The organism is Moraxella cuniculi (assembly GCF_900637105.1).
Classification (GTDB): domain Bacteria; phylum Pseudomonadota; class Gammaproteobacteria; order Pseudomonadales; family Moraxellaceae; genus Moraxella; species Moraxella cuniculi.
The window spans coordinates 989,911-1,012,690 of sequence record NZ_LR134343.1 but is presented as its reverse complement, the minus strand read 5'-3'; the positions used below and the strand labels follow the sequence as shown (position 1 = coordinate 1,012,690).

Here is a 22,780-nt window from a genome sequence, read left to right as displayed (position 1 = left end):
AGCGGTGAAAACAGTGCACAAATTTTTGTATTTTTTATCAAGCCAGCCTTAATTTCAATAGAACATTTTGCCAAATTGACAAAAACTTGCTATAGTGAATGGCATACTGGCACAATAAACAACAAATCCATGCAAATATATTTAGTCGGCGGAGCGGTGCGTGATATGCTGCTTGGTCTGCCTGTTACTGACAAAGATTTTGTGGTGGTCGGTGGTAATCAGAACACCATGCTATCACACGGCTTTCGCCAAGTGGGGGCGGATTTTCCTGTATTTTTACACCCTGATACGCATAACGAATACGCACTGGCAAGGCTTGAGCGAAAATCAGGCACAGGTCATCGGGCGTTTTGTATCGATGCCAATGAAAGCGTCCGCCTGCAAGATGATTTATTGCGGCGAGATTTGACAATTAACGCCCTAGCCATACAGGTGCAAGGTCTTAATGATGACACGCCCATCGATGGCACGGTGGTTGATTTTTATGGTGGCTTGGCTGATTTGCACAATAAAATCCTCCGCCATGTCAGCCCAGCTTTTAGCGAAGATCCCTTGCGAGTGCTGCGAGTGGCACGATTTTATGCACGGTTATCACCGCTTGGTTTTGTGATTGATGACACAACTTGCACTTTGATGACCGACATTGCCAGCCGTGGTGAGCTTGCCACGCTTAGCCGCGAACGCATTTGGGCAGAGTTTGCTCGTGCCTTAATGCAGCCGCACGGTCATCAATTCATCAGCTGTTTGCAGGATAATGAGATTTTGCTGCATATTTTGCCAACGCTGGCACAGACATTCACCGATAACAACAGCTATGCAGCGGTTTTGGCACGGCTACAACACGCCTGCAAACAAAATGCTCCGCTTGATGTGCGTTTTGCCATGCTGTTTTCTAACTTATATAACAATAAAGATAATCTAAACGATTGCTTAACACGGCTCAATGCCCCAAAAGCCATCAGCCAGTTTGTCCACGCTTTTGCCAATTATCATAAAATTTTACTTAATTTAGAAAATATAAATGCTGAACAATTGCTTACTATGATTGAGCATACCAAAGCCCACAAAGATGATGCACTGTTGATGCTGTTGTATGATGCTTGTCAGATTTATCAAGATAAATCAATTGCTTATAAAAAATCATGGCTGAATGATGCCATCACTCGCTATCAATCTGTTAGTATGGCGAATATTAATCCAACGCTCACTGGCAAAGCAATTGGCGATGAGCTGACACGGTTACGCTTGTTGCAATTGACAAAATTTTTACAATCATCAAAGCACACACATATCGCACCCAACCAAGGCATACAACCATCATGAAATCGTCCAAAGTTGCCCTTGTTACAGGCGGAGCAAAGCGTATCGGAGCCGCCATTAGCAGGCTTTTGCACCAGCACGGCTACCGCATCATCATTCATTATCATCATAGCACCCTTGAGGCGACAAATCTGGTCTTGGCACTCAATACCGCTCGCCCAAATTCCGCCGCCATGATTCAGGCGGATTTACAAATCGTTAATGATGGAGCCTTACTTGCACAATTTGTCCAAAATTGCTGCGAATTTTTTGGCGGTATTGATGTTTTGGTTCATAATGCCTCAAGTTTTTATGCAACAAATCTACACGATAATCACCAAAATCTGCTATCGCATTGGCAAGATTTGTTCTTAACCAATGCCAAAGCCCCCTTTATGATAAGCCAAGCCTTTTTGCCAATTTTGCAAGCCAACAAAGGCAGTATCATCAGCCTGATTGACATTCATGCAGATGGCAAGCCTTTTGTCGGCTATCCCATCTACAACATGGCAAAAGCCGCCCACCGTGCCATGGTACAAAGCCTCGCCCTAGAAGTCGCTCCACTGGTGCGTATCAACGGTGTTGCCCCAGGTGTTAATATCCTTCCTGAAAATGACCAAAACCTCCAACTAAATAGCCAAACCGTAGCAGAGCTTATCAACTCAGTTCCCCTATCCTGCATTGGCACACCAAACGACATCGCCGAAGCGGTGCTATTCTTGGCAAGCAGTCGCTATATCACAGGGCAGATTCTCGCCGTTGACGGCGGCCGCAGTCTAACGCTAAAAGGCGGTTGATATGGCAGCGATGGTAGCAATTTTGTCAATTTATAAAAACCTTGTAGCAAAAATTTTAACAATTTAGCAAAAAACAGCTGACAAATGGTTATTTTTGGGCTAAAATTGCCCAAATTTCCCAAAATTAAACAGCAACCACTGTTTGATTATTTTTCTTTCATTAAAAAACTGGAGCAGATAGCCTAATCGACCAAGCATCAAACCTTGCGTTTGATACGATAAAGCTGTACTCCCTTTTGTGTTGGCTGCATTTTGCACACTTAAAAGGAATACCATCGTTGAATACTTTACCCACCTCTAATGTCGCTCGTCTGAAGCGAAATCTTGGCCTATGGCATGTTATTATCATTGGTCTTGCCTACATTCAGCCCATGACCTTGTTTGATACCTTTGGTATGGTTTCTCGTGATAGCGGCGGCCATGTTCCCATGTCTTATCTGTTTGCTTTGGTGGCGATTTTGCTAACCTCCATCAGCTATGGTCATATGATTCGTGCCTATCCATCATCAGGCTCTGCCTATACCTATACCCAAAAAGCCATCAACCCAAGCATGGGCTTTATGGTGGGCTGGTCAAGCTGGCTTGACTACCTGCTCTCGCCAATGGTTAATATCATTCTGGCAGTGCTGTATCTAGAGGCTCTGTTCCCAAGTGTCAATCACTGGGTCTGGGTCATTGGACTGACAGCATTGATGACAGGGGTAAACCTATTTGGCTCAAAAGTGGTGGCGTATTTTAACAGCTGGATTGTCTTTGTACAGCTGATCGTTATCGCTGTATTTACCTATTTGATCTACACCAAGCTAGGCATGGGATTGTACGCAGATGGCACGCTCAAAGAAGACGCTTATCAGCTATGGAGCCTTAAGCCATTTTGGGACAAGATGACCTCTGTTGGTGCATTGATTACTGGTGCGACCATTTTGTGTTTCTCATTTACAGGCTTTGACTCAATCTCAAGCCTTGCCGAAGAAACCAAAGATGTCAAAAACACGCTGCCAAAAGCCATGATATTAACCACTCTGATTGCAGGTGTTGTGTTTATCATCAGTGCTTATTTTATGCAGACTTTCTTGCCAAGCGACCCTACGATTTACTTTAAGGCAGTGGACGAAACCCAAGCCGAAATCCTACTGCTGGTTGGCGGCTCGGCATTTCAAGCCATTGTACTGGGCTTTGCCATTGTAACTGTGATGGCATCGGGCATCTCGGCACATGCTGGCGTTTCTCGTCTGATGTATGTGATGGGTCGTGATGGCGTTATCAGCAACAAAATCTTTGGGAAAATCCACCCCAAGCTACTCACCCCAGTAAACAACATTCTCATCGCAGGTGCTGTGGCTTTAACCGCAGGCTTTATTAGCCTAGAAACTGTGGTGAACTTGATTAGCTTTGGTGCATTGACGGCATTTAGCTTTGTGAATTTGTCAGTGATTTTCCGCTATGCCATTCGTGATAAGATGGTAACAAGTGCCAAAGAAATATTCAGCTATGTCATCGTGCCAGTGCTTGGCTTTATTGCGATTTTCTTGATGTGGCTAGAAGTAGACGGCACAACCTTCAGCGTTGGTCTATTCTGGGCAGCACTTGGCTTTGTTTGGCTGGGCATCAAGACCGCAGGCTTTAAAAAACCTGTACCGCAGTACAAAGAAAGCGATGTCTAAACATCACAAAAAATACCTCAAGCTCGCTTGGGGTATTTTTTTATGCGAATAAAACTACTGCTTGCTGGGCGTGGGTATGATATTTTGTCCAATCAACTCGGCAAGCTCTTGGATTTGCTCCTCATTAATACCATCAAGCATCGCCAGTTGCTGCCTGTATTCTTCGTCAGTGGTCGGTGCCAGTCTGGGGTACAACTTTGGCAAATCCAACATCTGTCTTACCAGTGCTATCTTTAGCGTATCTCGCCTACCCAGATACATCTGATAAAAACTTGAATTAAGCAGACTTGCACCCCCCTGCCCAACCGCATACAGTGTCGCCATATAATCACGGATATTCATGTCGCTATTTTGTTCATCAAGATAAGTGTGTACAATTTTTGACATACGCACCATGCGTTCACGACGCACACGGTACAACTGTGCAAACCACTGATTTAGCCCCGAAGTGGTCGATGATAACCGCTCCTCGATATGGTTAAACAATATCGCACGGTGTGGCAAATTCAGCAGCTGTAGCACCAACCTTGCCACGCCCGCCCCTGCACCGTCATCAACACTGATGATTTGTAATTTTCGCTCTTCATAACGAATCAAAATACGCAACAAAAGCTCATCTTTGCTACTAAAGTGCTTATACAGCGTCCCTTTTGCCAAATCCAGCTGCAACGCCAGATTGTCCAAAGTCAAATCCCCTTCGCCAGATTCTAGCAGCAATTGTTCAGCAGTTTGCAAAATACGCAACTGACGCAGCTCAAACTGTTGCTTGCGATTGTTCATGTTGCCTGCTCCACTCCAGATTTTGCTAGATTATAACAAAAGCAAACGCCCTTGGTGCATTTTTTTATTTCCTTTATTTATATATGGTTATTTTTGGTGCCTTTGTTCATCATCTTATTTATTTAATAATATTTATCAATAAATGATAAAAATATTCACAAAATAATCAAGCATCACGGCAATTATTCCAAATCATCATCGCCAGTTTGCTGTTACAATTTTATCAAAAAAATATGCAAAAATTGCGTGAATAATTGTTCACTTTCTTGACAATCTGTGATAGTATGGATACAGACAGTCAGTATTCCAAAATTTTTAATACAACCAAGCCATTTGTTTGTCAGACGATGGCTCGCCTAGCAACAACAGGCGTTGGCAAAATTTTGTAATATTGTTGCTGTGTGCAAACGCACTGTTTACCTGACTATCTTTGAGGATATTTATCGCTTATGAGCATCGAACGCAATCCTGAAGCCTTTAAAAACGCACCAATCAACTGGGTTCCTGCCATTGTATTGCTATCAACACCGCTACTTGCCATTATTTTGGTGCCTTGGTATCTGTGGACACACGGTGTCAATCCCGCTGTTTGGACCGCCTTTGCGTTGTTTATGGCATGGACGGGTCTTTCCATCACTGCAGGCTATCACCGTCTTTGGGCTCACAAATCATACGAAGCCCATCCGATTGTCAAATACTTCTTGCTACTTGGGGCAACTTTAGCAGTCCAGAGTTCGGCATTTGACTGGTGTTCTGGGCATCGCACGCACCATCGCCATGTTGATGATGAATACGATGATCCGTATTCGGCTCGCCGTGGTTTTTGGTTCAGCCACATGGACTGGATGCTGCACAAATATCCAAGCGGTCAATATGATTACAAAAATATCCCCGACCTAAAAAAAGACAAACTGCTGACCTTGCAACACAAATATTATGGCTTTTGGGTGGTTGCAACCAATCTTGTGGTTGTGGGCATTGCAGGGCTAATCACAGGTGATATGCTTGGCACTTTCTTGATTGCAGGCTTGTTGCGTCTGGTTTTGACCCATCATTTTACCTTTTTTATCAACTCGCTCTGCCATATGTTTGGCACACGCCCTTATACTGACGAAAACACCGCTCGAGACAACCCACTGCTTGCGATTGTAACATGGGGTGAGGGCTATCATAATTATCATCACTATTTCCAATACGACTATCGCAATGGTGTTAAGTGGTGGCAATACGACCCAACCAAATGGTTCATCAGCATCTTGTCAAAAATTGGCTTGGCACAGAACCTAAAACGCGTTGACGACCTTACCATCAAGCACGCAGAAGTTACCATGCAGTTTAAGCGAGCTGCCGAACGCATTGCCAAAGGTGGCGAACCAAGCCTAGATGAACGCTTGGCAATGTTCAAAGATCGCATCAGCCAAGAGTATGAAGAATTTACCAAAACTGTCGAAGAATGGCACGCCCTAAAAGCCAAAGCCATCGAGCTAAAGCGTGCTGAATTCGCCGACCGCTTACACGAAGCTGACGAAAAGCTCAAAGCACAATTCGCCCAAATTGAGGTAAAAATCTTTGAGCATAGCAAGCGGATTGAGCAAGCATTCCTACAACTCAAAGGCAAACCTGTCGCTTAATCAGACCAGATGGCTTTTCTCCACCCTTTGTTCACTTGTTCTGAACAAAGGGTTTCTTTTGCTTAATATTTATAAGCCTCACAATCATAATGGCACATCGCATGATGGCAACCTTGTCAAACGCCCCAACTGGTGCTATTATGGATAAGCTGCATTCATATTTAAGACACGCCACTATCAAACAAAAGCCCAATAATCAATCATACAGTGCATGAAATTTATCCACGATTACCTAAAGCATGACGACAGACTGTATCGCCATATTCTACCAACACCACTTGACAACCCCACATTGATCGCTCTTAATCGCCCATTGATTGACAGGCTTGGGCTGAATAATCTAAACGATAATCAGTGGTGCAATATCATCAGCGGTCGGCTTGCTGATTTGGCAAATATCATGCCAACTGATATACAGCCGATTGCCATGGCATACGCTGGTCATCAGTTTGGGCAATGGGCAGGTCAGCTGGGCGATGGTCGTGGACTGCTGATAGCACAGCTAAAGGATAATCAAGGCAGGCTGACCGACTTGCACCTAAAAGGTGCAGGGCGTACTCCCTACTCTCGTCATGGTGATGGCCGTGCAATGCTTGCCAGCACCATTCGTGAATATCTGTGCGGTCATGCCATGAACCAACTGGGGATTGACTCATCAGATGCCATAGGATTGGTGATAAGCGATACCACGATTCGCCGTCAATACCCAGAAAAAGCCGCTGCATTATTGCGTGTCAGTGATTGCCATGTGCGACTGGGGCATTTTCAGTGGGTGTCAATGTATACGCCTGATAATTTTGGTGATTTTGTTGGCAAGATTGCCCAAAGTTATTATCCTGCTTTATATCACAGCGGCACAAAAACTGTGGACATACCTACCCTGCTTTGTACCATTGCCAATCGCACAGCCTTGATGATTGCCAACTGGCAGCTGGTTGGTTTTTGCCATGGGGTAATGAATACGGATAATTTGAACATTACAGGCAGCACGCTGGATTTTGGGCCTTTTGGTTTTATGGAGCGTTTTAATCCTCATTGGATCAATAACCAGTCCGACCACATGGGGCGGTACAGTTATCATAATCAGCCTGCCATCGGACGCTGGAATTTGGCAAAATTTTTACAAAGTTTTGGACAATTTATCAGCCAAGATGACATGGAGCAAGTGCTGATATCTTATGACAATACGCTACAGCATAGTTATCATGACAAACTGTGCCAAAAACTTGGCATCAACAAGCCCCATACGCAGCACCCTGCCATCATACAGCTTGGCAATCATCTGCTTGATTTTATGCAGACGCATCGACTTGATTTTACCAATACTTTTCGCAGCCTAATTGCCCTTGTTGATGGTCAAAATCACCCTTATGAAAAGCAGCTATTGCATCATGGACTTGCACAACTGCCACAACACGCCCAAGCCCACTGGCAACAATGGGCGACAGAATACCTGCACGAGCTTCGCCATACTAGCAAATCCGACATCATCAGCACATTGCAGCAGCACAATCCCATCTATGTGCTACGCAATCACATGGCGGATCGTGCCATCATGCAGGCTTATCAAGGGGATTTTGCCGAAGTCCAGCGATTATTTGCCCTGCTGTCCAATCCTTATCAGCCAAATGCCATCGCAACCGCCGATGACACTCGCCCTGCACGGCATGATGAAATCAAGGCAATCAGCTGTATGTCCTAAGTCTATCTGATAAAGTCTGTATCACTGTCATACTGTGCTGTATATGAATGAAATTTGAGCAAATATTGTCATCTGGTTATGTTTTTGATAAAATATTGTAATCAATCGGCTTAGTAGGTGTGGTTTATGCTGAGTATTTATTTATTAATCCCCTTAAGTCTTATGCTGTTTGTGGTGGCAATTTGGGCAATTTATTATGCCGTCAAATCCAATCAGTTTGAAGATCTGGACAACGCACCAGAGCAGATTATTCTTGATGATCGCCAAGCACGCCGCAATATCACCACTAAGGATCACCAATGACCATCGCCCTGATTTTTGCCGCCTTTAGCATGGGGCTATTAGGCTCGCCACATTGCTTGGGTATGTGTGGTGGTATCGTAGCAGCTTTTGGTGTTGCGATGAAAGAAGTCTCGCCTACCAAAAAAGCCATGCTGATGGTTGCTTATCATGCAGGCAGGCTCGGCAGCTATATGATTTTGGGCTTGCTGGTGGCGGCATTTGGCAACAGCATTCTTGCTCCTTTGATGGCAAACAGCTCCATACCAAAATACCTATTGGGCGGGGCATTGATTTTTGCTGCCCTGTTAATGCTCGGTCTGCCCATCTTAAACCAACTAGAAAAAGCAGGCTTAAAATTGTGGAATGCACTTGCCCCCTTGCGTAGCAAAGTGTTGCCCATGGATAGCCTACCAAAGGCACTGGCGGCAGGCTTGTTGTGGGGATTTTTGCCATGCGGTTTGGTTTATGGGGCTTTGGGTGTTGCACTGGGTCTGGCTGCCGATGGGCAATTTGGCTTGACCGCCACGGCATTTATGGCGTTTTTTTGGCTGGGAACTTTGCCCATGCTACTAACCACAGGCACTGTCATCACATGGCTAAAATCAAAAATCCACCATCTGCAATTACGCAAATTCAGCGGTGCTATCATGCTGATTTCGGGGCTTGCCATTGCCTTTAGCTCGCCCATTATGCAGATGATGATGTCAAAATCTGGACACGACATGAGTAATATGAATGGCACAAATATGAGCCAAATGGACACCAATCAATCAAGCAATAACCATTCCGCTCATTAATCCACAAAAAATACCCCAAAAGCCGACTTTTGGGGTATTGTTTTTTGGCAAACTTATAAAATACCGTAAGCCACCAGAGCATTGGCAACTTGTACAAAACCTGCGACATTTGCCCCAGTCATGTAATCAATCGCCCCTTTGGTTGTGCCGTATTTTTCGGCGGCAGCACAGGCATTGTCATGAATGGTTTTCATGATGTTTTGTAGCTGCTTATCAAGCTCCTCAAAACTCTTGTATTGACGCACCGAGTTTTGGCTCATCTCAAGACCCGAAACTGCCACACCGCCAGCATTGGCTGCTTTGCCCGGTGCATAGGCAACGCCATGCTCACGCACCACATCGATTGCCTTAGCATCTAGTGGCATATTTGCCCCTTCGGCAATGTATTTGACACCATTTGCCACCAAGGTCTTAGCTTCGCTTTCATTGACCTCATTTTGGGTTGCACAAGGCAGAGCAATATCGGCAGCAAACTGCCAAGGCTTCTCACCAGCCAGCCACTGACCACCAAATTGCTCCACATAGTCAGACAGCGGTTTGCGTTCTTGTTTTTGTGCTTTTACCCAGTCAATTTTTTCTTGGTCAAAGCCATCTTTGTCATACAGCGTGCCAGTAGAATCAGAGAAAGTAATAACCTTGCCGCCCAACTGCACCACTTTTTCGGCGGCGTATTGAGCAACATTACCAGCACCAGAGACCAGCACCGTCTTGCCAGACAGCGTGTCATCATTGGCTTTTAGCATATTATCCAAAAAATACACCAAGCCATAACCTGTCGCCTCGGTACGAATCAAGCTACCGCCAAAACCTACGCCCTTGCCTGTCAGCACGCCTTCATATTCGCGGGTTAGATTTTTGTACATGGCGAACATATAGTTCACCTCACGACCACCAACCCCGATATCACCTGCTGGCACATCCATATCTTTGCCGATATTTTTGTGCAATTCACGCATAAACGCATAGCAAAAACGGCGAATTTCGGCATCAGATTTCCCTTTGGGGTCAAAATCCGAACCCCCTTTACCGCCGCCCATCGGCAAGCCTGTCAGTGCATTTTTGAAAATCTGCTCAAAGCCCAAAAACTTCAGCACGCCCTCATTGACCGTTGGATGGAATCGCAAACCGCCTTTGTAAGGGCCGATGGCATTGCTAAACTGCACACGCCAGCCACGATTGACCTGCACTTCGCCCTTGTCATTTTCCCAGTTCACGCGGAAACTGATGATGCGGTCAGGCTCGCACAAGCGTTCAAAAACCTTCAATTCGGCAAATTTTGGATTGTCAGCATACACTTGCTCAACCGTCATCGCCACTTCTTGTACCGCCTGAATAAATTCGGGCTGATGGGCATAGGTTTGCTCGATTTTTTTGACAACAGATTGGATACTCATGGTTAAATCCTCAAACTAAAAAACATCTGTATGATGGACAAGTGTTGTGCTGGTCATGCACGGTGCATTACAACATATCACAAAAACTTGTAATATCATAAGTAAATATGATATACCGCTACAATATACCGATATTTTTGATAAATTACAAGCCATCTTTGGCGAAATAATGATTATTTTTCTAAAAAATACCCAAACCAATCTCAAAACCCATCACCAATCACCCATAAAAAAGACCGCCTATCGGCAGTCTTAAATAACAAAATCAGCGTTGTTTGGCGATGCGTCTGGCAGCCTCCAATTTACAATAGGCAGCACTGCTTCTGTCTGCATTACTTAAATTATCAAAACCAAATACCTCATATTCCCTTTCATCTTCTGCACCATATTGCACCGCACAGCGTGCTCCAAATACAAACAATCTTTCTCTTTTCTTTTGGCTCATTGCATCACTGTAATCGTCCACAGCCTGTATCATACAACTTCCTTCCCCATACGAACCTCTGACATCTTTTAAACACTGCTTAAGCTCTCGTTCAATCTTATTAAACTTGGCTTGGTTGGCATAACTTGGGCTGGATAATGCAGCCAAAGCACACAGTGCGGTTAGGCTTAGTGTTTTGGTGATTTTCATCATACTCTCCTGTTGGTTAAAAAGCGGCAAATTTCCGATACCGCCTACGATAGCACATTCAAAAAAAAAAAAAAAAAACGGTTTTTTATTTTTTTGGCAATTTTTTTTGTAAATAAGCAAAATTTGGCGATGATTATCTGCTTTGGCACAGATTTTTATCATTTTTCTCACATCAAAAAACCGCCCGTATCACACAGGCGGTTTTGGCAAATTTGATTATTGCGGTGGAGCTGTCGATGTTTGGGTCGGATTTTTGGTATCGATCACACCCTCTGGCAGCTGTAGTGGGGAATTTTCGCTAGGATTGTACAGTGATTTTTGCAGCTCTGGCAAAGCAAGCTGTATCAGCTCACCGACCACCAGTTGTGGTTCAGACGGCTCAAATCCCATCAGAATCTCTCGCTCTTTAATCTTTGGCACAGCGGCATAAAACGCCTCGATAATCCCATCGGTCTGTAGCATACTTTCGGCAAAAAATGCCCTGCCAAAATAAGTCAGCTCGGCATCATCGGTACAGCCAAACGAGGCTTTGTCCTCTTTTGATGCTGTGATGATAAGCGTATAAGGGTCTTTTAAAGCATTAATAAAAGTGCCTGAATAACACGCCGAAATCACAATCACCCGCCAGCGAATGCCTGATTTGTCCAGTGCTGATTTTAGCCAAAACGGGTCAATCTGTCGCAAATCCAGCGGCGGGTTGCTCACCGCAAGCTCACCGATTGGCTCGCCATGCTCATCAACCGAACCATGTGAGCTTAATGCCATAAACAGCACATCTTCATCACTGTCCATACGCTCGCCAATGCGTACCAAACTCCGCTCAATGCTGGTGCGTGTCGCCAGTGGATATTCACCCCAAGTGTTAGGATTGTTAATCAAAGCCAGCGAGCGTTTCGCCGAGTCAAAACGCCCATCAAAAATCTGCTTGGCTTGCAAAATCTCATTGGCAAATACATTTTGTTCAGCATAGGGAGCCACGCCCAAAAAATACCATTCGGCACGACCTTGCTTATGTTCGGCGATGCTATCAAGCGTGCGTGAAAATACCGCAGGCTGTTCATAAAATGCCGCCTCGTCCAGCAAAGTCTGTGTGGCATCTGTCTTAAAAATCGGTTGGCTGATGGTGTTTTTTTGCCAAACAACCAGCAGTGCGATGGTTGCAATCAACATCAGGCACCGCTCCCACCACGGCCAGCCAAAGCGTTTGGCAAAAATCAGCAGCAACGCTGTCGTCTGCCAGACGAACAACAGCAAAAACAAGCTCGGCAAAATACTGCCCAGCCAATATGGCAACAGCCCCTGATTTTCAAGAAACTGAATGCCGCTTTGGAACAGCACCAGCAAAGTATCCGCCGCCAGCCACAAAATCGCAGGCACGAACAACAGCGAATAATTCACCGACCGCTGGGCAATGATAATCCCAGCCGCCACAATAATCACAGGCCACACCAGATAACTGATCAGCCCCTGTTCATTAAAATAACTGTCATCAGTCGCAACCAGCCAAGCAAATAAAATATTTGATGACAGTGCCACCACCATCAACAGCACAAACTGCCCAAAGGTTGGCTTGGCACGCGTAAATGCTCGTTCGCTACCGATCAGCATCCACAACGACGCACCCAGATTTGAGAAAAAATTTGAGAAAAAACTCATGCAATACTCAACCATGCAACAAGGCAAAAAAGGTGAGATCATTGTACCACAAGCCATGCCAAAGTGGGGGAAATTTCTTGCCAAGCCAAATAACAAAAAGACCGCCAAAGGACGATCTTTTTGGGCATAATAAAAATCAGCGTTGTTTGGCGATGCGTCTGGCTGCTTTTAATTGGCAATCGGCAGCATTGCCTCTGCCTGCATTACTGAATCCCTCTAAACCATCGTTGTCATAATCATAATCAAATCTTGACTCTTCTCTTGCTACCTTAATTGCACAAGCTCGTTCTGCTTGCTTTAGCTTGGATCTTTTGCTTGCATTCATCAATTTTCTGTAATCATCTACAGCACCTATCGCACAACTTCCTGCTCCATACGAACCTCTGACATCTTTTAAACACTGCTTAAGCTCTCGTTCAATCTTATTAAACTTTGCTTGGTTGGCTTGGGCGGGGGCTGTGGCAAGCAACAACAAAGCTGCGGCTGTGGCGGTGATTAGATGGTGGATTTTCATCATAACTCCTTAATAAAAATTAAATAAAATGAACAATCAAACCCAAACAATTTGCTTAAGTTTTGCTCAAGATACCATATCCAAAAAAAAAAAAAACGATTTTTATTTATTTTTACATTTTGTTACATTTTTTGCCAAAAATCATACCGCAAACACAAAAAAAACTGCCTGTATCTACAGACAGTTTTTATTATTTCTTAATTACTTCATAAGCAGTGCATTGATACGCTTCAGGTATGCTGCAGGGTCATCAAGCTGTCCGCCATCAGCCAGCACCGCCTGATCAAAGATAACCTGTGCCAGTGTGTCAAACTCACCATCTTGCTCAAGCTTGTTAATCAATGGGTGGTTTGGGTTAATCTCAAGCACAGGCTTGACATCAGGCACGCTTTGTCCCATCGCTTTTAGCATCTGTGCCATCTGCGGGCTAAGCTCGCCCTCACCCACCACCAAGCACGCAGCACTATCCACCAGACGGCTAGAGACTCGCACATCTTTGGCACGACCGTCCAGTGCGGTTTTTAGCTTATCAACGATGGGCTTGAGATTTTCTTCGGCTTGTTTGGTTTGTTGTTTTTCGCTCTCGTCCGTCAGCTCGCCCAAATCCACCGCCCCTTTGGCAATATTTTTTAGTGGCGTGCCGTCAAACTCGTGCAAGAAATTCATCGCCCATTCATCAACTCGTGCTGTCATCAAGATAACCTCGATGCCTTTTTTGTTAAACAGCTCAAGCTGTGGGCTGTTTTTGGCAGCAGCCAGATTATCCGCTGTCAGATAATAGATAGCTTTTTGACCCTCTTTCATGCGAGCTTTATAATCGGCAAAGCTGGTCTTTGTCGCATCATCGGTGCTGGTAGCATAACGCAACAATTTGGCAATGCGTTCTTGGTTGGATTGATCTTCGCCCAAGCCCTCTTTTAGCACATCGCCAAATTCTTGATAAAACTCGGCAAATTTCGCCTGTTTGTCCGTATCTTCGCTACCTGCAAGGCTGCCAAGCAAGGTCAGTACACGGCGAGCATTACCATCGCGAATTGCCTTGACATCACGGCTTTCTTGCAAAATCTCACGGCTGACATTGAGCGGTAAATCAGCTGTATCAATCACCCCTTTGACAAAACGCAAATACATCGGCAGCAGCTGCTCGGCATCTTCCATGATAAACACTCGCTTCACATACAGCTTCAGCCCACGCTGCTGCTCTCGTGCGTATAAGTCAAACGGTGCTTTTTTGGGAATGTAGAGCAACTGGGTATACTGCACACGCCCCTCGACACGATTGTGCGTATAAGCAAGCGGATCGGTATAATCATAGCTTAGGTTTTTATAAAACTCATTATACTCATCATCGCTGATATCCGCTGGCGATTTTGTCCACAAGGCGGTGGCTTGGTTGATGGTTTCGTACTCGTCCGTCAAGACATACTCGCCTTTGCCTGCGACCACTTCGCCATCATCGTCCAGCTCATCTTGCCATTCTTGCTTACGCATCTGAATTGGCAGACTGATATGGTCAGAGTATTTGTTCACCAACTGACGCACGGTATGGCGATCCAGATAATTGCTCTCGCCTTCGCCCTCACCTGCATAAATGTCTTTTAGGTGCAGAGTAATGCTCGTGCCACGACTGTCTTTGGTAATGGTCTCGGTGCTAAATGACCCTGTGCCATCTGATACCCAACGCACGCCCTGCTCGGCAGGCTCGCCAGCTTTACGGCTCTCAACAGTGATTTTGTCAGCAACAATAAACCCTGAATAAAAACCCACACCAAATTGACCGATAAGATTGCCGTCTTTTTTCTCACTGTCGGATAATTTGTCCAAAAACGCCTTTGTGCCTGACTTGGCAATCGTTCCCAAATGCTCAATGGCATCAGCTTCATTCATGCCGATACCGTTATCGCTGATGGTGAGTGTTTTTGCCTCTTGGTCAAAATCAATCTTAATCGCAAGCTCGCCATCATTTTCGTACAAGCTGTCATCAGCAGTTGCCAAAAAACGCAGTTTATCACACGCATCAGAGGCATTGGACACCAGCTCACGCACAAAAATATCAGCATTAGAATACAAAGAATGCGTTACCAAATGCAAAAGCTGGGCAACTTCAGCCTCAAAATGATGATTGGTTGTGGTCATAATTTTCTCCATTAACTTTCAGATAAAACTTGCTAAAAAATAGGGATAGTATGAGAAATTTTCAAGCCAAATGCCAAAAAGTCGCAGACCGTCATGATTTGTGCCGTCATTGCGGACAATTTTGCTGATATTTTGTATCATAACAACAGCAATCAACGCCAAAAAAGCAAACTTATGGCAAAAATAGTACAAAATTTAATCAGGTTACAATGAAATACTGGCTATTATTTGCCGAACCTAGTAAAATAAACCGCAAAGCTATCTTGAAGTATTATCACTTATGTCAAACCAGTCTTTTTCTGCATCATTTTTTGCCATCTTAGCCAAACTGATTTTGGCAATATTGGCACTGTTTGCCATTTTATTGTTGGCTTTTCCGATCGGTTTTTATGGCATGGCGATGTATCTTGAACCCACTTTGCCTGATGTCAAAAAAATTGACAACACCAAGTTTGAGATGCCATTGCAAATTTATACCGCTGACAACAAGCTCATCGGTCAGTATGGCAATCGCTATTCAATGCCTGTGCGTTTTGAGGAAATTCCCAAGCCGATGATTTCGGCATTTTTGGCAGCAGAGGACGATACTTTTTTTGAGCATAGTGGTATCAGCGTCAAGGGCATGGGGCGTGCCATCACCGAAGTATTGACCGATAATGACACACAAACAGGTGGCTCAACCATCACCATGCAGGTGGCAAAAAACTACTTCTTAAGCTCAGAGCGAACCATCAGCCGCAAACTGACCGAATTATTCATCGCTCGTAAGATTGAATCTGAGCTGAGCAAAAATGAGATTTTGACACTGTATGTCAATAAAATCTATCTGGGCGAAGGCACTTATGGCATTCAAGCGGCAGCACGGCGTTATTACAGCAAGACTTTGGATCAATTAACCATTGCACAGATGGCGATGATTGCAGGTTTGCCAAAAGCCCCTTCTGCCTACAACCCTGTGATTAACCCAGATAGAGCAATGGAACGCCGCAACTGGATTATTGGGCGTATGTTTGAAGAAGGCTTTATCAGTGCTGCCGAGCGAGATGCTGCCATTAATGAGCCGATTGACTTAAACCTTTATCAAGAAAAACTTGATTTAAACCTCCCCTATATCGCAGAAATGGCTCGTTCATCATTGGTTGAACGCTTTGGTGAGGCGGTCATGGATTCTGGCTGGCGTGTACAAACAACGGTCAGCAGCAGCTCACAACTTGCCGCCGATCAGGCATTGGTTGGCGGCTTGCGTAGCTACGATCGCCGTCATGGCTGGCGAGGTGTGGAAGCAGAATCAGGCTCACTTGATGGGCGAAAAAACTTTGACAACATTTATCCTGCCAAAGTTACCAAGGTTAATAACAACAGCTTTGAGGCACAGCTACAATCAGGCGAAACAGTTACCATCGGCTGGTCAGGCATGAGCTGGGCAAGGCGTTACTACAGTGCCAACCGTGTTGGTGGTGGCTACAGCAATGCCAATCAAATGGTCAAGGTCGGCAACATTGTGCGTATCTCGCCATTAAACGAGGCAAAAACCGCTTGGAAAATGGAATCCATTCCAAAAGTACAAGGGGCATTGGTATCGCTTGACCCTACAAATGGTGCATTGCGTGCTGTTGTTGGTGGTTTTCATTTTAACCAAAGCAAATTCAACCGTGCCATTCAAGGCTATCGCCAACCTGGTTCCATCATCAAGCCATTTGTTTATGCTGCAGCATTAGAAACTGGCAAATACACGCCTGACAGCATGGTATCTGATGCCGCCATTCGCATTGGCAGCTGGCGACCAAAAAATGCTGACGGTCGTTACACAGGCAACATGACGCTACGCCGTGCTTTGGCATTATCGCGTAATACGCCAGCCATTCGCCTAATGCGATCGGCAGGTATTGACGAGACACGCTCTTTGATGAATGCGATGGGTGGACTTGAGATGGAGCGTATGCCACCGACTTTGGCGGTCGCTCTGGGTGCAGCCGAAGCCACGCCACTACAAATGGCGACAGGCTTTGCCACCATTGCCAACGGCGGTCATCGTGTACAGCCTTATATCATCGAACGCATTTATGATTTTTATAGCAATACCATCTACCAAGCCAACCCTGTGCAGGCTTGTGCGGTATGTTTTAACGACCAGCTACAAACAACCAATGCCAAATTGCTAGAAACATTTGAGGCAAATAAAGCCAAGCAAGAAACCCTTGCAGCAGCAGGTACACCACAAGGCGACAGGCTACAGCCAAAAACCGCACCGCAATACAGCACCGCCACCCAAGCCCCCCGTGTGTTATCACAAGAGACCTCTTATAATGTCTCAAACATGATGCGTGAGGTTATCACCAGTGGTACAGGTCGCCGTGCTCGTGCCTTGGGTCGTGGTGATGTTGGGGGCAAAACAGGGACAACCAACCTTGCCAAAGATGCATGGTTTGCAGGTTTTCATCCCACCAATGTCGCCGTGGTCTGGGTCGGCTTTGACACACCTTCGCCACTGGGTGCAAAAGAATACGGTGGTTTTGCCGCCTTGCCTATTTGGGTGAATTTTATGCGTCAAGAGCTAAAAGGCACACCATCACAATGGGTAAGCAAAGAGGATCGCTCAAAGGCAATTAAAGCCACTCAGCGGGTCGTCAATTTAACCGATTAACCAAAAACCAGCCCAATGGCTGGTTTTTTATACCCAAAGCACAGACACTTCACAACTCATCTACAAGCCCTACCCATCGGTTAATTGCTGCCATTTCACTACTCATGCCACAACTAAGATTTTTATCTATTTTTTAATATAAATTAAGTTATAATCTACAATAGCCCTTGATAAATATACCTCAAATTGGCAATACACTGGCAAATTGGCATAAAAATAACCAAAATGCCCCATCAATCATCTGGTGCATTTTGGTTGGTTTGGCTGGTTGATACAAGTTGCTTGCTTGGGCTACAGATTATGAAATAAGTCATCAGCTTGGCAAAAGACAAGCAAATATCACGCTGTCAAAACGCGGGCATGAAGCTGTGCCAGACCTTGCTCCATTGCCGCCTGCAACACCGCTGTCAATTCACGCAAATCACGATTTTCTGGATAAATCGGTGCCAGCGGCAATACATAAGCGGTAATGTCATGATCAGCAACTGCCTTTAGACTCTGTGCCATCGTGCGATCGCCATAATACGCTGCCTCATCTGACAATGTGCCATCTTTATTAACATAAGCCACCACCATCGGACAAATTGGCAAGTTGCTATCAATGGCTGCCTTTAATAACTTGCCATAGATTTTTTTGATTTGCTTACCATCTGTGGTGGTCGCCTCTGGGAAAAATACCACCGATGAACCTTCGTGCAAAAATTGAGCTATCTGGTCGCTGACAGTTGTCGCATCTCCCGAACCACGCTGAATAAAAAGCGTGCCACCTGCCTTTGCCAAGCGTCCAAAAATCGGCCATTGGCTAATCTCCGCCTTTGACAAAAAAAACACAGGGGCGACTGAGCCAACCACAGGAATATCCAACCATGAAACATGATTGCTTACCCACAGACCGTGAGTTTGTGGCACAGGCTCAACTTGCACCACTTCCACGCCAAAAGAATTAACCATTTTGCGGCAAAAGGTTTGGATATATTTTGGCAAAACATCTCTGGGAGGCTCTTTGAACGCTCCAATTTTATAGGCGACACGAAAGCCCCCCACCAAAGAATTGCCTATACCTGCGATAATTTTGGTGCGTCTTAATTGCTTATTAAAAAAATTTGTCATAATCTGTCTAATCGGCTAAAAAGTCTATCCTATAAGACTTCTAAGAAAATTGCAAGCGTTTTTGGTGAATGGTTGTTTTGCCTATCTTTTTGCTATAAAATGCATCATTATGTGCAAAGGTTTAGATTTTGTAAATATTTTATTATATTAATAATGCTTACACTCATAAAACAGGTTAAAATAGTGATGAAACGAATCCTACCAACCGCTTTATTGGCAGTCAGCATCTCAAGTTTTGCCAATATAAATCCACACAAATGCCTAACCACCGCTTATCCTGATATTAAATCAGTGGACGGCGGTCAAGTGCTTTTTAAAAATGGCAAAACACTGCCATGGGGGGGGGTGGATTCTAATGCCGCTTTCACCACTCGCCTGAAAAATGCCAGTATCGCTGACCAACTATCACAAACTTACCCCTTGGATTTTGCCATTCCCAAACAATATAAAGACGCAGGACGACTAAGAAATGATGCTTTTTTTAAGGTGTTATATGGCAATACCGCCAAAGAAGTACAGGCGAACATGACAACCGTACAATGGCGACCATCGGGCAAAACTTTGCAGTTTAATAAACGCAATAATGCCAGTATCCAACTACAAAAAGTTGGTGATGAGATTGCCAAAGACAAAGCCCTGTCTGCTTATGTTGCCAAGTCACTTGGTACGCTTAATTGGCGAATGATTGCTGGCACCAATCGTCTGAGCAGCCATAGTTTTGGCGTGGCCGTTGATTTTCACCTGCCCAAACACCTACATAAATACTGGCGTTGGGACGGCTGCACCAGTGAAGATAAACCCTGCCTTTATCCCAAGGCACTCCTACAGGATCCCAAATTAAATCAAGTGGTGAAAATTTTTGAAAAACATGGTTTTATTTGGGGTGGCAAATGGGCAAGTTATGACAGCCCACATTTTGAATACCGCCCTGAACTTTTAATCAAAGAGTGCCGTTAATTTTCCTAAGAATTTCTTATGAAAATCAAAACTTTGCTCGCAGGCACACTGTTATTTACCAATGCCACTTGCGTTCATATTAATGCTCGCTAATAACCATCAATAAAAAAACAGCATTTATTTTAAATGCTGTTTTTTGTACATCAATTAGGCACTTGGCAATGGCGGTGGCAGTTCATCATTTTTGACAATATTCACCGTTGGCACCTCGTGCTGATATTCTTTGGGTTCACGAGGTTCTTCGCCTGCCATGATTTGCAAAAATTGCTCTCTGTCAATGGTTTCCCATTTCATGAGTGCGTCCACCATGGCGTGCATTTTGTCATGATTGTCATCAATCAAACGATAAGCCACCTGATATTGTGCCTCCAAAATGCTACGAATCTCATCATCAACTTTTTGTTGTGTTGCTTCAGAAATCGTGCGAGTACTGCCACCAAAGTAGCCGCCATGCTCCTCTGCTTCATAGACCATCACACCCAGTGCATCAGACATACCATAGCGTGTAACCATCGCTCGTGCCATTTTTGTTGCTCGCTCAAAATCATTGGACGCACCTGTTGATTTGCGATTAACAAAAATCTCTTCAGCGATGCGACCACCGAACATGATGGCAATATCGCTAAGCATTTTGTCTTTATAGCTGCTGACAGCATCTTGCTCTGGCAACTGCCATGTTACCCCCAATGCCCAGCCACGGGGCATGATGGTTACTTTGTGTACAGGGTCAGTGCCAGGTAGCAATTGTGCCACCAGTGCATGACCTGCTTCATGATAAGCAGTGGCACGACGCTCTTCTTCTTTTAGCACCATAGACTTGCGTTCAGGCCCCATGTACAGTTTGTCTTTGGCATCTTCAAAGTCATTCATGTCCACGCTGCTTTTATCTCGGCGAGCTGCGAACAATGCCGCTTCATTGACCAAGTTTGCCAACTGTGCCCCACTAAAGCCCGGCGTACCGCGTGCCAAAGCGTTCACATCCACCCCAATGGTTGCAGGCAATTTCTTCAAATGCACATTCAAAATCTGCTCACGACCTTTGACATCAGGCAAGCCAACACTAACCTGACGGTCAAAACGACCGGGTCGCAACAATGCCTTATCCAACACATCCACACGGTTGGTTGCAGCGATAACAATCACGCCATCATTGCCCTCAAAACCGTCCATCTCAACCAGCAGCTGATTTAGTGTCTGTTCACGCTCATCATGACCACCGCCCATGCCACTGCCACGATGGCGACCAACGGCATCAATCTCATCGATAAAGATAATACAAGGTGCGTTTTTCTTCGCTTGTTCAAACATATCACGCACACGAGAGGCACCGACACCGACAAACATCTCAACAAAATCAGAACCTGAAATGCTAAAAAATGGTACTTTTGCTTCGCCAGCGATGGCCTTAGCAAGCAAGGTTTTGCCAGTACCAGGCGGGCCAACCATTAACACGCCACGCGGAATGGTTGCACCAAGTTTGGTGAATTTGCTTGGGTCTTTTAAGAAATCAACAATTTCAGCAACTTCTTGCTTGGACTCTTCCACACCAGCAACATCGGCAAAAGTTACCTTAACCTGATCTTCTGAGAGCATTTTTGCCTTTGATTTACCAAAGCTCATGGGGTTGCGACCAGCCATACCGCCACCAGCACCGCCGCCACTCATGCCTCGCATAATCAGCCAAAACAGACCAACGATGAGCAAAATCGGAAATGCTGCCATCAACAACTGCATACCAACACCTTGGCGTTCAGGCGTTGTGCCTTGTATTTCAACATTGTTTTTGCGTAACAATGGCATCAGTTCATCATCGGCAAGGGCGGGACGAATGGTCTCAAAATCATCGCCATTGACTTTTTTGCCCGTGATTTCCTCGCCATCAATTTTGACATTTTTAATTTCGCCATTGGCAACTGCGGTTACAAATGCCGAATAGTTCAAAGAATCAGCATCAGCGCGACCGCGATCCAAATTGCCAAAAATCGCAACTACGATACCGATAATCGCCAGCCACAATAAGGTATTCTTTACCATATCACTCAAACTTTTTATCCTTAGCTTATGAAAATCAGGTGGACAAGCCACCCAATGCCTATTTGTGTTATATATTGCTTGTTTTGATGATTTCAAGCCCTATTGGTGGTTTTATTTAATCGCCACCCAGAACATTTCTTTGGAACGAGGACGAGAGGCAGCAGGCTTGATACTTTTAATTTTGCTAAACTGCTTTTGCATATTGGCACGCAACTCTTGTGAACCTTCACCCTGAAATACCTTCATGATTAACGCCCCGCCCTCTGGCAGCACCTTTAGGGCAAAATCTACCGCCAACTCGCACAGATACATCATGCGTGGCTGATCTACCGCTGCCATGCCTGAGGTGTTTGGTGCCATATCTGACAGCACCACATCAACCCTACGACCACCAACCTCATCCATGATTTGATTAAATACCGCCTCTTCACGAAAATCACCCTGAATAAAGGTAACATTCTCCAGCGTATCCATTGGCAAAATATCCGAGGCGATAAGCATGCCACCGTCTCCGACCAGTCGCCCTGCAACCTGCGACCAACTACCAGGTGCCGAACCCAAATCCACCACAGTCATGCCTTTTTTTATCAAGCCTGTTTTTTCGTTAATTTCCAGCAGCTTATAGGCGGCTCTTGCTCGATAGCCCTCTTTTTGGGCTTTTTGCACATAAAAATCATCAATATGCTCTTTCATCCACGCACGGCTGGACTTGGAGAGTTTTTTATTTTTGATTCTGGTTGCCATATACC

The 22,780-nt window shown here is 45.0% G+C and carries 19 protein-coding genes; 10 read left to right on the top strand and 9 right to left on the bottom strand.

Annotation, left to right across the window (positions count from 1 at the left end):
- Window positions 1–129 precede the first annotated feature (129 nt).
- The 3 genes from EL162_RS04690 (at window position 130) to EL162_RS04680 (ending at window position 3,760) form a co-directional block, all read left to right on the top strand.
- A complete protein-coding gene (locus tag EL162_RS04690; RefSeq protein ID WP_126330455.1) occupies window positions 130–1,323 on the top strand; it encodes a tRNA nucleotidyltransferase/poly(A) polymerase-related protein in 1,194 nt (397 codons plus the stop codon).
- Window positions 1,320–2,096 (top strand): pteridine reductase, encoded by a 777-nt coding sequence (locus EL162_RS04685; protein ID WP_126330452.1) that lies wholly within the window; start codon window positions 1,320–1,322, stop codon window positions 2,094–2,096. The genes EL162_RS04690 and EL162_RS04685 overlap by 4 nt, the downstream gene beginning before the upstream one ends.
- A gap of 278 nt (window positions 2,097–2,374) precedes the next feature.
- On the top strand, window positions 2,375–3,760 hold the full coding sequence (locus EL162_RS04680) for an APC family permease (RefSeq protein WP_126330450.1): 1,386 nt from the start codon (window positions 2,375–2,377) through the stop codon (window positions 3,758–3,760).
- Window positions 3,761–3,814: 54 nt separating this feature from the next.
- Here EL162_RS04680 and EL162_RS04675 read toward each other — a convergent pair whose 3' ends face one another.
- Window positions 3,815–4,540 carry a TetR/AcrR family transcriptional regulator gene (locus EL162_RS04675; RefSeq protein WP_126330448.1) on the bottom strand — a complete coding sequence of 242 codons (726 nt, stop codon included), beginning with the start codon at window positions 4,538–4,540 and terminating at the stop codon, window positions 3,815–3,817.
- Window positions 4,541–4,989: 449 nt separating this feature from the next.
- On the opposite strand from EL162_RS04675, the gene EL162_RS04670 reads away from it, so the two are divergent.
- The 4 genes from EL162_RS04670 to EL162_RS04655 all read left to right on the top strand — a co-directional run bounded on the left by EL162_RS04670 (window position 4,990) and on the right by EL162_RS04655 (window position 8,952).
- Window positions 4,990–6,171 carry an acyl-CoA desaturase gene (locus EL162_RS04670; RefSeq protein ID WP_126330446.1) on the top strand — a complete coding sequence of 394 codons (1,182 nt, stop codon included), beginning with the start codon at window positions 4,990–4,992 and terminating at the stop codon, window positions 6,169–6,171.
- 211 nt (window positions 6,172–6,382) lie between these two features.
- Window positions 6,383–7,873, top strand: a complete 1,491-nt coding sequence (locus EL162_RS04665; protein ID WP_126330444.1) for a protein adenylyltransferase SelO family protein — start codon at window positions 6,383–6,385, stop codon at window positions 7,871–7,873.
- Window positions 7,874–7,999: 126 nt separating this feature from the next.
- Window positions 8,000–8,176: a cbb3-type cytochrome oxidase assembly protein CcoS gene (gene ccoS, locus EL162_RS04660; protein WP_076554209.1), complete on the top strand. Its 177-nt coding sequence runs from the start codon at window positions 8,000–8,002 to the stop codon at window positions 8,174–8,176.
- Window positions 8,173–8,952 (top strand): sulfite exporter TauE/SafE family protein, encoded by a 780-nt coding sequence (locus EL162_RS04655; RefSeq protein WP_126330442.1) that lies wholly within the window; start codon window positions 8,173–8,175, stop codon window positions 8,950–8,952. The genes ccoS and EL162_RS04655 overlap by 4 nt, the downstream gene beginning before the upstream one ends.
- A 53-nt stretch (window positions 8,953–9,005) precedes the next feature.
- On the opposite strand, the gene gdhA is transcribed toward EL162_RS04655, so the two are convergent.
- From gdhA to EL162_RS04640, 3 genes are all read right to left on the bottom strand, one after another.
- A complete protein-coding gene (gene gdhA, locus EL162_RS04650; RefSeq protein WP_126330435.1) occupies window positions 9,006–10,346 on the bottom strand; it encodes an NADP-specific glutamate dehydrogenase in 1,341 nt (446 codons plus the stop codon).
- Window positions 10,347–10,611: 265 nt separating this feature from the next.
- Window positions 10,612–10,983: a hypothetical protein gene (locus EL162_RS04645; RefSeq protein WP_126330433.1), complete on the bottom strand. Its 372-nt coding sequence runs from the start codon at window positions 10,981–10,983 to the stop codon at window positions 10,612–10,614.
- Between the two features lie 213 nt (window positions 10,984–11,196).
- The gene (locus tag EL162_RS04640; protein ID WP_126330431.1) at window positions 11,197–12,636 is read right to left on the bottom strand and encodes a C13 family peptidase; all 1,440 of its coding nucleotides are present in this window, start codon (window positions 12,634–12,636) and stop codon (window positions 11,197–11,199) included.
- On the opposite strand from EL162_RS04640, the gene EL162_RS10255 reads away from it, so the two are divergent.
- The gene (locus EL162_RS10255; protein ID WP_259772342.1) at window positions 12,635–12,766 is read left to right on the top strand and encodes a hypothetical protein; all 132 of its coding nucleotides are present in this window, start codon (window positions 12,635–12,637) and stop codon (window positions 12,764–12,766) included. The genes EL162_RS04640 and EL162_RS10255 overlap by 2 nt on opposite strands.
- A gap of 6 nt (window positions 12,767–12,772) precedes the next feature.
- On the opposite strand, the gene EL162_RS04635 is transcribed toward EL162_RS10255, so the two are convergent.
- Entirely contained in the window at window positions 12,773–13,150 is a 378-nt protein-coding gene (locus EL162_RS04635) for a hypothetical protein (RefSeq protein WP_126330429.1), read from the bottom strand.
- Window positions 13,151–13,351: 201 nt separating this feature from the next.
- Window positions 13,352–15,298, bottom strand: a complete 1,947-nt coding sequence (gene htpG, locus EL162_RS04630; RefSeq protein WP_197718998.1) for a molecular chaperone HtpG — start codon at window positions 15,296–15,298, stop codon at window positions 13,352–13,354.
- A 268-nt stretch (window positions 15,299–15,566) separates the two neighbouring features.
- On the opposite strand from htpG, the gene EL162_RS04625 reads away from it, so the two are divergent.
- Entirely contained in the window at window positions 15,567–17,930 is a 2,364-nt protein-coding gene (locus EL162_RS04625; protein ID WP_126330425.1) for a penicillin-binding protein 1A, read from the top strand.
- Window positions 17,931–18,269: 339 nt separating this feature from the next.
- Here EL162_RS04625 and EL162_RS04620 read toward each other — a convergent pair whose 3' ends face one another.
- On the bottom strand, window positions 18,270–19,040 hold the full coding sequence (locus EL162_RS04620; RefSeq protein WP_126330423.1) for a lysophospholipid acyltransferase family protein: 771 nt from the start codon (window positions 19,038–19,040) through the stop codon (window positions 18,270–18,272).
- 186 nt (window positions 19,041–19,226) lie between these two features.
- Here EL162_RS04620 and EL162_RS04615 point away from each other — a divergent pair, with 186 nt between their 5' ends.
- Window positions 19,227–19,997, top strand: coding sequence for a M15 family metallopeptidase (locus tag EL162_RS04615; RefSeq protein ID WP_227543449.1), 771 nt, complete (start codon window positions 19,227–19,229; stop codon window positions 19,995–19,997).
- A 147-nt stretch (window positions 19,998–20,144) separates the two neighbouring features.
- Here EL162_RS04615 and ftsH read toward each other — a convergent pair whose 3' ends face one another.
- On the bottom strand, window positions 20,145–22,031 hold the full coding sequence (ftsH, locus tag EL162_RS04610) for an ATP-dependent zinc metalloprotease FtsH (protein WP_126331668.1): 1,887 nt from the start codon (window positions 22,029–22,031) through the stop codon (window positions 20,145–20,147).
- Between the two features lie 111 nt (window positions 22,032–22,142).
- Window positions 22,143–22,775 carry an RlmE family RNA methyltransferase gene (locus tag EL162_RS04605; RefSeq protein WP_126330419.1) on the bottom strand — a complete coding sequence of 211 codons (633 nt, stop codon included), beginning with the start codon at window positions 22,773–22,775 and terminating at the stop codon, window positions 22,143–22,145.
- Between the last annotated feature and the right edge of the window lie 5 nt (window positions 22,776–22,780).

What these genes read in the sequence shown, in the direction of transcription:
- EL162_RS04690 (WP_126330455.1), top strand. Translation starts at nt 130, where the DNA reads ATGCAAATATATTTAGTCGGCGGAGCGGTGCGTGATATGCTGCTTGGT.
- EL162_RS04685 (WP_126330452.1), top strand. Translation starts at nt 1,320, where the DNA reads ATGAAATCGTCCAAAGTTGCCCTTGTTACAGGCGGAGCAAAGCGTATC.
- EL162_RS04675 (WP_126330448.1), bottom strand. Translation starts at nt 4,540, where the DNA reads ATGAACAATCGCAAGCAACAGTTTGAGCTGCGTCAGTTGCGTATTTTG.
- EL162_RS04670 (WP_126330446.1), top strand. Translation starts at nt 4,990, where the DNA reads ATGAGCATCGAACGCAATCCTGAAGCCTTTAAAAACGCACCAATCAAC.
- EL162_RS04665 (WP_126330444.1), top strand. Translation starts at nt 6,383, where the DNA reads ATGAAATTTATCCACGATTACCTAAAGCATGACGACAGACTGTATCGC.
- ccoS (WP_076554209.1), top strand. Translation starts at nt 8,000, where the DNA reads ATGCTGAGTATTTATTTATTAATCCCCTTAAGTCTTATGCTGTTTGTG.
- EL162_RS04655 (WP_126330442.1), top strand. Translation starts at nt 8,173, where the DNA reads ATGACCATCGCCCTGATTTTTGCCGCCTTTAGCATGGGGCTATTAGGC.
- gdhA (WP_126330435.1), bottom strand. Translation starts at nt 10,346, where the DNA reads ATGAGTATCCAATCTGTTGTCAAAAAAATCGAGCAAACCTATGCCCAT.
- EL162_RS04645 (WP_126330433.1), bottom strand. Translation starts at nt 10,983, where the DNA reads ATGATGAAAATCACCAAAACACTAAGCCTAACCGCACTGTGTGCTTTG.
- EL162_RS10255 (WP_259772342.1), top strand. Translation starts at nt 12,635, where the DNA reads ATGCAATACTCAACCATGCAACAAGGCAAAAAAGGTGAGATCATTGTA.
- EL162_RS04640 (WP_126330431.1), bottom strand. Translation starts at nt 12,636, where the DNA reads ATGAGTTTTTTCTCAAATTTTTTCTCAAATCTGGGTGCGTCGTTGTGG.
- EL162_RS04635 (WP_126330429.1), bottom strand. Translation starts at nt 13,150, where the DNA reads ATGAAAATCCACCATCTAATCACCGCCACAGCCGCAGCTTTGTTGTTG.
- htpG (WP_197718998.1), bottom strand. Translation starts at nt 15,298, where the DNA reads ATGGAGAAAATTATGACCACAACCAATCATCATTTTGAGGCTGAAGTT.
- EL162_RS04625 (WP_126330425.1), top strand. Translation starts at nt 15,567, where the DNA reads ATGTCAAACCAGTCTTTTTCTGCATCATTTTTTGCCATCTTAGCCAAA.
- EL162_RS04620 (WP_126330423.1), bottom strand. Translation starts at nt 19,040, where the DNA reads ATGACAAATTTTTTTAATAAGCAATTAAGACGCACCAAAATTATCGCA.
- EL162_RS04615 (WP_227543449.1), top strand. Translation starts at nt 19,227, where the DNA reads ATGAAACGAATCCTACCAACCGCTTTATTGGCAGTCAGCATCTCAAGT.
- ftsH (WP_126331668.1), bottom strand. Translation starts at nt 22,031, where the DNA reads ATGGTAAAGAATACCTTATTGTGGCTGGCGATTATCGGTATCGTAGTT.
- EL162_RS04605 (WP_126330419.1), bottom strand. Translation starts at nt 22,775, where the DNA reads ATGGCAACCAGAATCAAAAATAAAAAACTCTCCAAGTCCAGCCGTGCG.